The sequence below is a fragment of the Stieleria sp. genome (genome assembly GCF_041595215.1).
Lineage (GTDB): Bacteria > Planctomycetota > Planctomycetia > Pirellulales > Pirellulaceae > Stieleria > Stieleria magnilauensis.
The window spans coordinates 1-13,673 of sequence record NZ_JBFHKV010000091.1 but is presented as its reverse complement, the minus strand read 5'-3'; the positions used below and the strand labels follow the sequence as shown (position 1 = coordinate 13,673).

The window sequence follows — 13,673 nt, the reverse complement described above, 5'->3', positions numbered from 1 at the left end:
GCGAGACTGAAGTATGTGCTGGACGACTGGGGATTCGACAAATTTGTCGCCGCGGTCGAAGAACAACTCGGTTGGACGCTGGGCCGTTTCGACGAATCCAAATTGACCCGATCGGTCGCGGAGAACCGTTTGGCCCATATCGGGTTTCACCCTCAAGCCCAAACGAAGAAGAACTACGTCGGCGTCGTGTTGCCGGTCGGACGCATGACCAGTGACCAGGCTCGCGGGCTGGCGCAAATCGCCGACGAGTTTGGTAACGGTGAGATCCGTCTGACGGTCTGGCAAAACCTGTTGATCCCCAATCTCGCCGACGAAGACATCGATGCGGTCAAAGAACGACTGACCGAACTCGGACTCGGTTACGAAGCGAGCAGCTTTCGAGCCGGACTGGTGGCCTGTACCGGTAGCGGAGGCTGCAAATTCGCCGCGGCAGAAACCAAAACCCAGGCGATGGCGTTGGCCCGGCACCTTGAGTCTCAATTCAAACTCGACAGCCCGATCAACATCCATCTGACCGGTTGCCATCACAGTTGTGCCCAGCACTACATCGGTGACATCGGTCTGCTCGGCTGCAAGGTCGAGAAAGGCGACGACATGGTCGACGGGTACCACGTGCACCTGGGCGGCGGCTGGGGCGACCGCCAGGGCATCGCTCGGCTGATCTTTGAATCGGTCGCGTACGAAGATTTGCCTGACCTGGTCTCCGCCATCATCGGCGGTTATCTGGAACAACGACACGAGGGCGAGACGTTTGTTGAATTCACGTCTCGATCCTCCGATGACGAATTGAAGGCCCTCGCCAGAGCCTTGGTTTGAACCGCTCTCCACTGACAACCCAAGAAGATTCGACTCCTTCCCCCCTTTGACCGCCATGACAACCAGCTTTATTCCTGAAACGGCACCTTTCAACGACGAACAACGTGCCTGGCTGAACGGTTTTTTCTCGGGCATGATGGGCATGCAACCCGGCGGCGACGCCTCGGCCGTGATGAACGCCGCCGGCCTTTCAGCCGACGCGTTGCCGGGTGTTGTCGAACAGAACAAGGAAGAAGAGGAAGACTTTCCCTGGCACGACGACTCACTGCCGATCGTCGATCGCATGCAGTTGGCCGACGGCAAGCCCGTCGAGCGACGCTTGATGGCGGCGATGGCGCAATTGGACTGTGGTTCCTGCGGCTACCTTTGCAAGTCCTACAGCGAAGCCATCGCATCGGGGGAAGAAACCAACCTGACGCTCTGCAGTCCCGGCGGGAAAGAAACCGCGAAAATGATCAAACAGGTGCTCAAGGAATCCGGTGACAGCGGCGCATCGCCCGCCAAACCCGCCAACGGCAGCGCGGCCAACGGGTCGTCGCAACCGGGATACTCGCGGAAAACGCCGTACGTAGCCAAGTTGATCGAATCGAGACCGCTTAACGGTGAAGGCTCGGCCAAAGACACACGACACATCGCCATCGATCTGGCAGATTCAGGAATCAAATACGAAGTCGGTGACGCGCTGGGAATCTACCCGACCAACTGCGACGAGCTGGTCGAAACCATCGTCGCGGCCATCGGCGCCGATCCCAATCTGCTGACCGTCACCCCGGCGGGCGACCCCAAATCACTCGCCAACGCGCTCCGCGAAGACTTTTGCCTGAGAGACCCGAGCGACGAGTTATTGGAACTGGCACTGAGCCGTGTTTCCGATCCAGAAATAAAATCGCAGCTCTCACAAATGCTCGAAGAAGGTGCACCGGACGGCTTTGACGTTTTGGATGTCTTGCAGCTGGCAGGCGACGTGCCGATCAGCGCCACCGAGTTTCTCGAAACACTCTCGCCGTTGAACCCGCGACTGTATTCGATCGCCAGTAGCCAAGCTTGCGTCGGCAACCAGGTTCATCTGACCGTTGGCAAAGTCACCTACGATCGAAACGGACGATTGCGAAAGGGCGCCGCCAGCACGATGCTCGCCGATCGCTTGGAACCCGGATCGACCCTCCGCGTGTTCACGCAAGCCAATCACGGCGGGTTCACCGTCCCTGCCGATCCCACCAAGCCGATGATCATGGTCGGTCCGGGAACCGGCATCGCTCCGTTCTTGGCGTTCCTGCAAGATCGAGAGGCGACCAAGGCGACGGGCAAGAATTGGTTGTTCTTCGGCGACCAACATGCCGCCACCGACTTCTTGTACCAGCAGGAATTGCAGTCGTACCTCGACTCCGGATTGTTGACCCGGTTGGACACGGCGTTCAGTCGCGACGGGACGGAAAAAGTCTATGTCCAAGATCGCATGAAGCAGAACGCTGCCGAACTGTGGAGTTGGCTGCAAGCGGGAGCCCATTTCTACGTTTGTGGCGACGCCAGCCGCATGGCCGTCGACGTCGATCGCACGCTCAAGTCGATCATCGCCTCCCAAGGCGGGCTGTCCGAACAGGCCGCCGCCGACTATGTCGCGAAACTGAGCAAAGAGAAACGCTACGTCCGCGACGTGTATTAAGACTTTTAGTGCTCCGTCAGCTATTGGATTTAGGGTGCCGCGGAAAAGGGGTCAGGTACCAAAAATGCGAAGCACCCGATGGGCCATTTGGTTTTTGGTACCTGACCCCTTTTCCGCTCGACAAACGCAACCCTCAATTCAAATCTGGACAGAGCACTAGTCGACCAACCCCAGACGAACGGCCCGGACCGCAACATCGGTGCGATCCGAAGCTCCCGTCTTGCGCAAGATGTTCTGCACGTGTTCCTTGACGGTCTCGACACTGATCCCCAACGACTTGGCGATCTCCCGGTTGCTCAGCCCGAACGCGATGTGACGGAGCACCTGGGCCTCGCGAGACGTCACCGGCAATTCAGGCGGAAGTTGTGTCGAGCGGATCGTCTCGGACATCTTTTTGCGGACGTTGTCCAGACGACCGCCCGGGTACGCCGATCCGTTCTCGCACGCATGACTGAGCGTCTGTTCGATCTTGGTTGCCGAATCACTCTTGAGCACGTAATCGTGAGCCCCATTGGCAACCGCGCGGGCAAGATAAACGGGGTAGTCGTACGCGCTGATCAGGACGACCGGCAAGTTGGGATGCGCCTGGCGAATCGACGTTAACAGCGTCAAACCGTCCATCTTCTTCATCTGAACATCGATCAGCACCGCGTCGAAGCGGTCTTCGTCCAGATACCGCAGCGCGCTCTCACCGTCGGGAACCGTTTGCGCGACACTGATCGCCGTCCCGACCAATAATTCCATGAGCCCGAGACGAGCTGCTTCATGGTCGTCGACGACCAGCGTTTTTAACGACATTGCGATCCTACGTGCCTCTGTTTTGATTCCAAACCGCTCCTGCAAACGCCAAGAGCGAACACTCCTAAAAATGGCGTATTTGCGCCTGGAGTGTGGGGTTAATATGGGAATTTTTCGCATATCGCCCCACCCCTACCCCCTAAAATAAGTACAAGTTCACTGCGGCAGGGGTAAGATCGGGGGGCAGGCAGAATGAAACGCGTGATTTGGATTTTGCCCTGACGCTAACGGCGACCTAGGAAAACGTGAGAGAGAACGCGCTGCACCGCGCTCGGCCCCCATTCCTCGCACGATCCCCACGCCCGACATGAATCAACCCGCCTCCATTTTGCTTGTCGACGATGATTGGCACTTGGTCCAGTCGATGGCCGAATGGCTGCGGGAAATCGGGCACACGGTCCACATCGCGGACTGTTTAAACGGCGCCAAGGCGAGCCAGGACGAACATCGCTTCGACTTGGTGATCACGGATCTCCGCCTGCGTGAGGAGGACGGGTTCGAGCTGATTCACCACACACGGCAAAAGCACCCGGAAACCACGGTGCTGGTGATGACCGGATACGCGACACCCGACACGGCGATCGAAGCGATCAAAGCCGGCGCGTTCGACTTGCTGACCAAGCCGCTGATCGACGACGAATTGAACTTGGCGATCAGCCGCGCCGTTTCTCAACGAGACATCACGCTGGAGAACCAGAAGCTTCGTCAACGGCTCGATAGCCGAAGCGGGCTGGAGAACATTCTCAGTCACGACTATCGAATGATGAAAATCTTCGACGTGATCGACAGCGTGGCCGATGCCAGGGCATCGATCCTGATCACCGGCGAAAACGGAACGGGCAAAAGCATGATCGCCCGCGCGATCCACGAACGCAGTTCTCGTCGTGGCAAACCGTTCGTCGAAGTCGCCTGTGGGGCACTACCGGACAATCTGCTCGAGAGCGAATTGTTCGGCCACGTCAAAGGCGCCTTCACCGGCGCCAGCGGCGACCGGGTCGGCAAGTTTCAATTGGCCGACAAGGGCACCTTGTTTCTCGACGAAATCGGAACCGCGACCGCGGCGATGCAAGTCAAACTGCTGCGTGTGCTTCAGGAATTTCAATTCGAACAACTCGGCGGCACGCACACACACTCGGTCGATACCCGTGTGATCCTGGCGACCAACGAAGACCTGTCCCGTGCGGTGACCGAGGGTTCGTTTCGACAGGATCTGTACTACCGGATCAACGTCGTCAACATCGTCCTGCCATCACTGCGTGAGCGTGTCGGCGACATTCCCTTGTTGGTCGACCACTTCCTGCGCGAGGCGGCTGAAACGTGCGGTCGGGAAATCGAAGGCTTTGATCAACACGCCATGGCAACCCTGCAATCGTATCGTTGGCCCGGCAACGTTCGACAATTGCAAAACGTCGTCGAACGTGCGGTGCTGCTCTCTCGCGACAACGTGCTGACACTGGAAGATCTGCCGCCGGAGATCTTGGGCCGCGTGGCTGATCCGCTGGCATCGGCGATCCCACAGGCCGCCGGCGAAAACACGGTCAAGCCGTTCGCGATGACACCGGCCAGTTATCAAAACAAGAGTCTACGCGAAGCACTCGAAGGCCCCGAACGCGAGATCATCCTGCATTCCCTCCGCCGCCACAATTGGAACCGAGCCGCAACGGCCGACGCCTTGGAGATCAATCGCACGACGCTCTACAAAAAGATGAAGCGTCTGGGTCTAGACGATCCACGGCTGCAATTTGCCATGGAAGGCTAAGTTGTGAATCGTGAAAGACGTTGTCTCAGAGCAGCGTCCGCAGCGCCGCCGGCAGGGCTTCACACTCTTGTTCGAACACCCGGGCGGCGAGGCTGTCGGGCGTGTCCTCGGCACGCACTTCACAGGCGCGTTGCAAGATGATCGGGCCATGATCGTACTGATTATCGACGAAGTGCACGGTGCAACCGCTGATCGTGACACCACGCTCGATCGCCGCGGCGTGAACGTTGTGGCCATACATACCTTGGCCCCCGAACGCCGGCAACAGCGAGGGATGAATGTTGATCACACGGTTTTCGAAATCGTCGGGAATCAACACGTGCTTCAAAAACCCCGCCATCACCACGTACTTCGCACCGCAGCGGCGGACCGGTTCGAACATCGCGTCACTGTAGCTCGCATCGTCATGATCGCGTTTGCGAACCACCAGCGTCTCGATGCCATCGTTCTGAGCGATTTCAATGCCACGGACTCCGGCGCGACTGCTGATCACCAAACGGACATCGATCGGCAGCTCGTGCTCGTCGCGATGCCGCAACAGGTTTTCCAGCGTCCTGCCGCCGCCGCTTAGGAACACGGCGATCGGCAGTTGGGTCGTGCCTCCGCTCATGACGCGGTCGCCTTAGCGACGAACACTTCGCCGTGTTCCGACGCAGCCGAATCACCACCTTCGATCGAGCCGATCTCCAACGAGTCGGCCAACGTTTCGTTGCAGATGTTCGCCCCGTGTTCCTCGATCGCTTGGGTCACCTCGTCGCTGGCCGACGCGACGGCGACGCGAATCCGATCGGTGTACTGGCAATCGATCGCCTTGCGTTGATTCTGGATCACACGAATCAGATCGTTGGCGATTCCTTCGCGTTGCAGTTCCGGGGTGACTTCGGTGTGCAACACGACGACGGACCCGAGCCCCTGTGCGGCAGCCCAGCCCTCTTTGGCTTGCAAACGGACTTCGATGTCGTCCCCGTCCAACTCGATCGTGTTTTCGCCGAGCTGCAGTTTCACAACGCCGTCGGATTGCAGCTGGCTCAGCAATGCGTTTCCGTCGGCATCGGCGAGTGCCTTCTTGACTGCCGGTACTTGCTTGCCGACTTTCGGCCCGAGTCGTTTGAAGTTCGGCACGACGGTGTATTGGACATACTGGTCGCCTTCGGTCGTGTAGTGAACGGTTTTGACGTTCAACTCTTCACGCACCAGGGCGTCGTGGTTTTGCAGCCAAGCGATCTGGGAATCGTCGGTCAGAATCACCGTAACTTCCGACAGCGGCAAACGTACCTTCAACTTTTCACTGGCCCGTGCGGCGCGTCCCAGCGAAGCGATCTCGCGCAACAGTCGCATTGAGTCGGACAGATCGGTATCGATCCGCTCGGTGTCGACCTCGGGGAAATCACAGAGGTGGACGCTGCACAACGTCTTGTCGCCGAAGGGTTCGGTCAGACGTTGCCAAAGGGTATCGGCCAGAAACGGCGTGAAGGGCGCAGCCAGCTTGACCAGCTCTAACAGCGTTTCATACAGCGTCCAATAGGCGTCGTGTTTCTCTTGCGAATCCTTGTCGGCGGCCCAAAACCGATCGCGGCTGCGGCGGACGTACCAGTTGCTCAATCCGTCCAAGAGCGTCGAAATCGCTTGGCAGGCGTTGTAGTTGTCCAAGGCGTCCATGCGGTCGATCACCTTGGCGGTCGCCTGGTTGAGTTCCGACAGAATCCAACGATCGATCTCGCTACGCTCGGATGCCGGCCGGTATTTTGGCGCCGACGCCAGCGACCCCGGCGTCAGTTGCTCGTCGGCGGCGACGGCGTCACGTGGGTCAAACCCGTCGATCTCGGCATAGATCGTGAAGAAGCTGAACGTGTTCCAGAGGCGAAGCAAGAACTCGGGGATCGAATCCTTGATCGACTGCTCGGCATAGATGATTGAATTCCACGGCGCCTGATTGGCAAACAGGTACCACCGCAGCGCGTCGGCCCCGTAGCGGTCAAAGATCTCTTCGGGGCTGCGGTAGTTCCGCAGGCTCTTGGACATCTTGCCGACTTGTTTGTTGAATTTTTTGCCGGGATGTTGCTTGGTCTCGGACTCTTCCAACAGGATCGTTTTCTTTTTCTGGTCGTCTTCATGCTCCCACCACTGGGAAAGCATCAGACCGAGCACGATGCAGTTGCGGAACGGCAGCGGATAGTCGAGCTCTTTGACCTTTAGCGCTTCGACGTCGGTCCCCGGTTCGGCAACCGATGCCCCTTCACCGAACAGCATCGTGGCGATCGCCAGTTGGCTGTAGAACCAGCCACGGGTCTGATCGATCGCTTCGCTGATGAAGTCGGCCGGGAATTGTGACTGGAACTGCTGGTCGCCGGTGTGCGGCCACCCCCACTGGGCGAACGGCATCGCACCGCTGTCATACCAGCAATCGATGACTTCGCTGACCCGTCGCATCCGTTTGCCATCGGCGAACGGCGAATCATAAGTGACTTCGTCGATGTACGGTTTGTGGACCCGCAGATCGTCGACCAGTTCCGGGTTGGCCGCTTTGGCTTCCAGCCAGACTTCGGTGCCTTGGATCCCCGGTTTGGCGAGCAATTCCTCGTAATTGCCGACGGCTTCCATCCGCCCGGTTTCTTCGCAAACCCAGATCGGCAGCGGCGTGCCCCAGTAGCGTTCCCGCGACAGCGCCCAATCGACGTTCGATTCGAGAAAGTTCCCGAACCGCCCGTCACGAATGTGTTCGGGCTGCCAACCGATCTGTGAATTGTTCTTCAGCATCAAGTCACGGAACTTGGTCGTGCGAATGAACCAGCTGCGGCGTGGGTATTGGATCAGCGGATCTTGATCGGCCCGCCAACAGAACGGGTAATCGTGCAGGTACTGTTCCTGCAAGAACATCAATCCGCGGTCTTTGAGGTCGCGTGCGAGTGCTTTGTCGGCGTCCTTGACCCAGACACCGAGGAACGCTTCCGGAACCGCTTCGTTGAATTTTCCGTCCGGGCCGACCGCGCAGAGCAATTCGGGTTGTTCGCCTTCGACAAAGCGTCGCCGCTGTTCGTCATAGACTTCATAGTCGACTTCGCCGAACGCCGCCGCCTGGTGGACGATGCCCGAACCGCTATCGGTGGTGACAAAGTCGGCCGCGACGACACGCCAATAATGGTGCTCGGTTTTGGAGTCACCGCTGGCGGCCTTCAATGTCCCGATCGGGTCGCCGGTCGATTTCAAGTAGCCGTCAAACGGCGGTGTGTAGCGCAGACCAATCAGATCGGTGCCACGACACGTTTCCAAAAGCTCGAATTCGCACTTCGCCTTGTCCGCGATTTTTTCGACCAACGCCGACGCCAAATAAAACTCTTCGCCGGTTTCGCCGTGCTTGACCAGGGAGTACTCCAGTTCGGGATGAACGGCGGCGTACATGTTGCTGGGCAACGTCCACGGGGTCGTCGTCCAGACCAGCAGACTTCGCGACGGCTGATCCACCAGCGGAAATTTCACGTAGACGCTCGGATCGGCGACCTCCCGATAGCCCTGGCCCACCTCGCCCGAGGAGAGGGCCGTACCACCCTGGGCCCACCACCAGACGATCTTGTGGCCTTGGTAAAGCAGCCCGCGATCGAACAGGTTTTTCAGACTCCACCAAACACTCTCGACGTAACTCTGGTGGTAGGTCACGTAGGCCTGTTCGAGATCGACCCAGAATCCCAGTCGCTCGGTCAGCCGCTGCCACTCCTGCATGTAACGCCAGACCGATTGCTGGCATTTTTGGATGAAGGGCTCGACACCATAGGCCTCGATTTCCTCCTTGCTGTGGATCCCCAGCTCTTTGCCGACCTCGACTTCGACCGGCAACCCGTGCGTGTCCCAGCCCGCTTTTCGCTCGCAACGGTAGCCCCGCATCGTCGTGTAGCGGGGAAAGACGTCCTTGATCGCGCGGGTCAGACAGTGGCCCGGGTGGGGCATCCCGTTGGCTGTCGGGGGGCCTTCGAAAAACACGAAGGGAGGTGCATCGGCGCGGCGCTCCAGGGATTGCTTGTAGACGTCGTTTTGCTGCCAAAACTCCAGAATCTGCTCTTCCAGAGCCGGAAATTTGGGGCTGGCGGGGGCGGCACGAAACGGGGCAGCGGAGTCAGACATCGTTGTCATGGGAAGCTGAAACGGGTTTTTCGGAGCGAATGCGAAGCGGGATTGTAATGGGATTTCGGCGTTTGACGTAGGCGGAGTATTGGGGGGAACGCGGATCGGTTTTGGCGGGATCATCGTGCCCCTGATGAGCCAGCGACGAAACAGGACCAATAGGACAAATACGACACATGGGTCCTATCGGTCGCATGGGTCCTATCCCGGCACGAACTCCTGTTGGCGGCTCGCCGCCCGACTGCCGCCACCAGCCCGCACATTTTCACTCATCCGCAAAGTCAATCTTGCCGATAAACTTGTTTGTGTAGCTTCGACTCGACGCTCCGCCCCCCAAACTCTCGCTGTCCAGTTGATGTCGCTTTCGGTTTCCACACAAAACGATCCAGCGCCACGACGGCCCGAGAACGGGTCCGTCACGATACGGGACATGCTTTACGCCTGGGTGGTTCAGTGGGGAGCTGCGGTCGTCAATGGCGTGGCGACGGTCGGCGACATCGCCCTGTTCGCTTGGCAGATGCTGGTTTGGATTTTCACACGGTTGCCGCAGCGTGGCACGTTGCTGGTCAACTTTTATCAAATCGGTGTGCTCAGTCTGCCGGTGGTGGCGTTGACGGGAACCTTCATCGGAATGGTGCTGGCCGTTCAAAGTTATTACCAGTTTCACGCGATCGGATTGGAAAGCCATCTGGGTGTGGTGATCAACACCTCGCTGGTCCGTGAGCTGGGTCCAGTGCTGGCCGCGACGATGTTAGCCGGCCGGGTCGGCAGCGCGATGGCGGCCGTGTTGGGGACGATGCGTGTGACCGAACAAATCGACGCGCTGACGACGATGGGTGCCGATCCGATTCACTACCTGGTGGTGCCTCGGTTCTTGGCCTGCATCTTTTTGATTCCGGCGCTGACGATCATGGCGGATTTCATGGGCATCGTCGGCGGTTACTTCTACAGCGTGATGGTGTTGGACATCGATCACGCGGCCTATCTGACGCACTCCCGCGACGGCGTGGTCGGATTCGATTTGTTCAGCGGGATTTTCAAGAGCGTTTTCTTTGGCGGGATGATCGCCGTGATCAGCTGTTACCAAGGATTTCATTGCAAACCGGGCGCCGAGGGCGTCGGCAAAGCGGCGACGCAGGCGTTCGTGTATTCGTTCGTGATGATCTTGGCCATTGATTTGTTCTTGAACATCATCTTGGACAAGATCTATTTCGCCATGTACCCCGCGGGAGCGAACATCCTATGAGTGACCCTGCGGCGGAACATCTGATCGACGTACAGCATTTGCATGTCGATTTTCACGGCCAAAAGATTTTGAAAGACATTAGTGTTTCGATCGAAGCCGGCGAGACGGTTGCGGTGATCGGTGAAAGCGGTTGCGGCAAAACCGTGTTCATGAAAACGATCGTTGGGCTGATCCCACCGACTCGGGGAACGCTTCGTTTTGACGGGCACGACCTTTCAACACTGTCGCCGCCGGCGCTCAGCGACGTCCGCCGACGGTTCGGGTTCGTCTTTCAAAATGCGGCACTGTTCGACAGCATGACGATTTTTGACAACGTCGCGTTTCCGATGCGGCAATCGACCACCGCCGATGACGACGAGATTCACGAACGCGTCTTAAAACACCTTCAAGAAGTAGGACTGCCGCCCACGGTGATTTCGAAACGACCGAGTGAATTGAGTGGCGGGATGCGCAAGCGTGTCGGGATTGCCCGCGCGATTATTTTGCAGCCCGAATTGGTCGTCTACGATGAGCCGACGACGGGGCTGGATCCGATCATGAGCGACGTGATCAATGAACTGATGCTGGACGTCCGCCGTCGCTATCCGGTCACCAGTGTGATCGTCACGCACGACATGCGAACGGCCCAAAAGGTGTCCGACCGTGTGTTGATGTTTTACCCGCGAGCAAGACTGGCCAAGGACGAACCACAGGTGCTCTACGATGGTCCACCCGCCGGGCTGGATCAATGCGAAGACGATCGGGTGCGTCAATTCGTTCGCGGCGAAGCCGGCCAGCGTCTGATGGAGATAACGGGTTAATCATGGACGATAGCAGACTGAAATTCGGCGTCGGCGTACTGGTCATCGCCGCCATCGGAATCGGAATCATCTTGACGTTTTTGTTCGGGGCCGTGCCGCGCGTGCTGACCGGTGAATTCCGACTGCTGGTTCAGTTTCCGACCGCAGAGGGCATCAACTCCAACTCGCCAGTGCTGTTACGGGGCGTCGAAATCGGACGCGTCATCGACAAAGAACTGCGTGAGAACGATGTCTTGCTGACCATCGGCATCGATCCCAAATACCAGAACAACTTGACCCATGAATACCTTCCCAAAATCAAAACGAAATCGATCATCACCGGGGATGCGAAACTGGAGTTCGTCAAAGGAACCGAAGACGAATTGCAGGAGATCCATAAAGAACGATTGCAGACGATTCGCGATGAAAAGTACACCGACGAACAGCTAATCTCTTATGGAACACCGGCCTCCGACCCCTTCAGTTTGGTGTTCAACTTGGAAGACGAAGTCCGTGAAACACTGGAGGCGGTACAGTCCGCAAGCGGAGCCTTGCAATCGGTCGGCGACAACGTCAATCAACTCGTCCAGAACGCGGACGGTGTGGTCCAGAACGCCGAAGGCCAGATGGGCAACGTCGCACAAGACGCCCGAAACGCGCTGATCGAATTTCAAGGTGCGATGCGTGACATTCGCAACGTGATCGGCAACCCCGAACTGCGAGACAGCCTGGCCGAAGCGCTTCGTGAGCTTCCGCTCGTGCTGACCGAAGCCCAAACCACGCTGCAGTCGACCCAGAAGACGTTCGAGAGTTTTGAACGCGTCGGACAACGATTCGAAAACGTCGGCGTCGCGGCGGAGAAAACGGTGCAGAACGTCGACCAAACCATCGACAGCGTCCGCGACGCGATCGAATCCGCTCAGGGAGCGATTGAAAACATCGAAACAATCACCGATCCGATCGCAGAAAACAGCGATCAATTGGTGGTCCAAGTTCTGAAAAGCTTGGCCAACCTGGACCGAACCTTGCTGGAAGTTGAACGATTCGGCGTCGGGTTGAACAATAGCAACGGAACGATCCGCCGCTTGCTCGATGACGAAGACATCTACTGGCAGATCCGACGCACGATCGAAAACGTCGAATTGGCAACCGCCAAGATTCGCCCGATCCTGGACGACGTGCGAATCTTCAGCGACAAAATCGCCCGCGACCCACGCCAACTAGGCGTCAAGGGAGCCCTCGACAAACGCGGCAGCGGGTTGGGGTTGAAGTAGCACCGTCGTCGCGGGCATGCTCGCACGTGGCGTGCCGTGTGGCGGTCGGCGTGGTCACGGTTGCTTCTGCAGCCGCGTTTGGGGGAGACAAGGAGACAGGGAGACAAGGAGACAGGGAGACAAGGAGACGGGGAGACAAGGAGAGTGGGAGTCGAGGGGTGGGGCAATCGATCTGAGTCAGGCCTGCGACGTCCCTGCTGCTACTCCATCATTCTGCCCCGTATCATTCTGCCCCCATTGTTTTGCCCCCCTTGTGTTGCCCCCATCAGTCTGCCTTTTTACACCGAATCCCCGGTTCTGCTGACAGATCCCCCGACTTTCTGCGTGTAATCTGCTGCTCCGCAATCTCCGTCGACCATCATCGTCGGCGACATCCTCGACCGAAACGCAGACTCAAAACAGGGTGTAGATGAACGGGGCAGCGGGCGAATTGGTCAGGAAGGCCAAGACGACCAGCAGTAAGAACACCACCAGGATCGGCGTCAGCCACCATTTCTTGTTGTACTTCACAAACCAGATGAACTCCTGAAAGATCCCCGGATCCGATCCGTCAGCCATCGAATCGAAGGACTCGGTGACTTCGTCTTCAGGTTTCTCGGTGGGATCGGCCGGTGGAGTCTTCACGGTTCTAAAAGGTTCGAAAATAGGATTGCGGGTCGGATGGTAAGTCGATCGATCGCCAATTCGATTTGGAATCGGACGCGTTCGTGCGGATCGATTTTCCCGTCACGCGGAACCAAATCGAGATCGGCGTGACCACTGCATAGTAGACGATCGCCAGGACGACGAGGGTGGCGGTCCAGCGGATCGGATACGTGATCGCGTGGAAGAACGCCATCAGTTTCGGCTGAGACGCCGGGATTAAATAATACACCATCGCGACGACCAACGCCGCGGCGGCCAGTCCACCGGACACAATCGGCGAGGCGATCGCACGCCACGCGATCCAGGCCAGCATCAACAACGCCGCCGCAACGGCGACGCCGAAATAGCGTCGTTGGGAATCTGTGGGTGGTTTCATTGTGAATTGCCGTGGCACGGAGGTTTCGTGGAGTTGGTTGACGTCGCAGGCTAAGTGGGGTGGCAAAACGATGGGGGCAAAACAATAAAAGGCAGAAAAGCTGACCCCGCAGAAACGATTCCAAATCTACGCCTATTTCTATCATACGACTTGGACAGTTCCTCATCGTTTTGCCCTCATCGTTTTGCCCTCATCGTTTTG

10 protein-coding genes and 1 pseudogene are annotated in these 13,673 nt (G+C 58.1%); 6 read left to right on the top strand and 5 right to left on the bottom strand.

The genetic code is table 11. The annotated features are described in order from the left end of the window. Both ABX749_RS05830 and ABX749_RS05825 read left to right on the top strand, forming a co-directional pair. A pseudogene (locus ABX749_RS05830) lies at positions 1–816 on the top strand (NirA family protein); the annotation flags it as partial. A 55-nt stretch (positions 817–871) separates the two neighbouring features. After that, the gene (locus ABX749_RS05825) at positions 872–2,479 is read left to right on the top strand and encodes a sulfite reductase subunit alpha (RefSeq protein ID WP_372895149.1); all 1,608 of its coding nucleotides are present in this window, start codon (positions 872–874) and stop codon (positions 2,477–2,479) included. Positions 2,480–2,635: 156 nt separating this feature from the next. Here the strand turns inward: ABX749_RS05825 and ABX749_RS05820 are convergent, their stop codons facing one another. Continuing rightward, positions 2,636–3,277, bottom strand: coding sequence for a response regulator transcription factor (locus tag ABX749_RS05820; RefSeq protein WP_372895148.1), 642 nt, complete (start codon positions 3,275–3,277; stop codon positions 2,636–2,638). 307 nt (positions 3,278–3,584) lie between these two features. Between ABX749_RS05820 and ABX749_RS05815 the strand changes: the two genes are divergently transcribed. Further along, entirely contained in the window at positions 3,585–5,036 is a 1,452-nt protein-coding gene (locus ABX749_RS05815; RefSeq protein ID WP_372895147.1) for a sigma-54-dependent transcriptional regulator, read from the top strand. Positions 5,037–5,061: 25 nt separating this feature from the next. Here the strand turns inward: ABX749_RS05815 and ABX749_RS05810 are convergent, their stop codons facing one another. Next, on the bottom strand, positions 5,062–5,646 hold the full coding sequence (locus ABX749_RS05810) for a phosphoribosylglycinamide formyltransferase (RefSeq protein ID WP_372895146.1): 585 nt from the start codon (positions 5,644–5,646) through the stop codon (positions 5,062–5,064). Next, complete coding sequence (ileS, locus tag ABX749_RS05805) at positions 5,643–9,152, bottom strand: isoleucine--tRNA ligase (RefSeq protein ID WP_372895145.1); 3,510 nt, start codon at positions 9,150–9,152, stop codon at positions 5,643–5,645. Before ileS ends, ABX749_RS05810 begins: the two co-directional genes overlap by 4 nt. 430 nt (positions 9,153–9,582) lie before the next feature. Here ileS and ABX749_RS05800 point away from each other — a divergent pair, with 430 nt between their 5' ends. From ABX749_RS05800 to ABX749_RS05790, 3 genes are read left to right on the top strand one after another with little or no spacing between them, the layout of a single operon-like run. Continuing rightward, positions 9,583–10,398: an ABC transporter permease gene (locus ABX749_RS05800; RefSeq protein WP_236649088.1), complete on the top strand. Its 816-nt coding sequence runs from the start codon at positions 9,583–9,585 to the stop codon at positions 10,396–10,398. Next, positions 10,395–11,198, top strand: a complete 804-nt coding sequence (locus tag ABX749_RS05795) for an ABC transporter ATP-binding protein (protein WP_372895144.1) — start codon at positions 10,395–10,397, stop codon at positions 11,196–11,198. Before ABX749_RS05800 ends, ABX749_RS05795 begins: the two co-directional genes overlap by 4 nt. Before the next feature lie 2 nt (positions 11,199–11,200). Next, positions 11,201–12,451, top strand: a complete 1,251-nt coding sequence (locus ABX749_RS05790) for an MlaD family protein (RefSeq protein WP_145217840.1) — start codon at positions 11,201–11,203, stop codon at positions 12,449–12,451. Between the two features lie 393 nt (positions 12,452–12,844). On the opposite strand, the gene ABX749_RS05785 is transcribed toward ABX749_RS05790, so the two are convergent. Together ABX749_RS05785 and ABX749_RS05780 are read right to left on the bottom strand one after the other, a co-directional pair. Further along, entirely contained in the window at positions 12,845–13,075 is a 231-nt protein-coding gene (locus ABX749_RS05785; RefSeq protein WP_145217838.1) for a DUF5989 family protein, read from the bottom strand. Between the two features lie 4 nt (positions 13,076–13,079). Then, the gene (locus ABX749_RS05780) at positions 13,080–13,472 is read right to left on the bottom strand and encodes a hypothetical protein (RefSeq protein ID WP_372895143.1); all 393 of its coding nucleotides are present in this window, start codon (positions 13,470–13,472) and stop codon (positions 13,080–13,082) included. Positions 13,473–13,673 lie beyond the last annotated feature (201 nt).

What these genes read in the sequence shown, in the direction of transcription:
- ABX749_RS05795 (WP_372895144.1), top strand. Translation starts at nt 10,395, where the DNA reads ATGAGTGACCCTGCGGCGGAACATCTGATCGACGTACAGCATTTGCAT.
- ABX749_RS05820 (WP_372895148.1), bottom strand. Translation starts at nt 3,277, where the DNA reads ATGTCGTTAAAAACGCTGGTCGTCGACGACCATGAAGCAGCTCGTCTC.
- ABX749_RS05780 (WP_372895143.1), bottom strand. Translation starts at nt 13,472, where the DNA reads ATGAAACCACCCACAGATTCCCAACGACGCTATTTCGGCGTCGCCGTT.
- ABX749_RS05825 (WP_372895149.1), top strand. Translation starts at nt 872, where the DNA reads ATGACAACCAGCTTTATTCCTGAAACGGCACCTTTCAACGACGAACAA.
- ABX749_RS05790 (WP_145217840.1), top strand. Translation starts at nt 11,201, where the DNA reads ATGGACGATAGCAGACTGAAATTCGGCGTCGGCGTACTGGTCATCGCC.
- ABX749_RS05815 (WP_372895147.1), top strand. Translation starts at nt 3,585, where the DNA reads ATGAATCAACCCGCCTCCATTTTGCTTGTCGACGATGATTGGCACTTG.
- ileS (WP_372895145.1), bottom strand. Translation starts at nt 9,152, where the DNA reads ATGTCTGACTCCGCTGCCCCGTTTCGTGCCGCCCCCGCCAGCCCCAAA.
- ABX749_RS05810 (WP_372895146.1), bottom strand. Translation starts at nt 5,646, where the DNA reads ATGAGCGGAGGCACGACCCAACTGCCGATCGCCGTGTTCCTAAGCGGC.
- ABX749_RS05800 (WP_236649088.1), top strand. Translation starts at nt 9,583, where the DNA reads ATGCTTTACGCCTGGGTGGTTCAGTGGGGAGCTGCGGTCGTCAATGGC.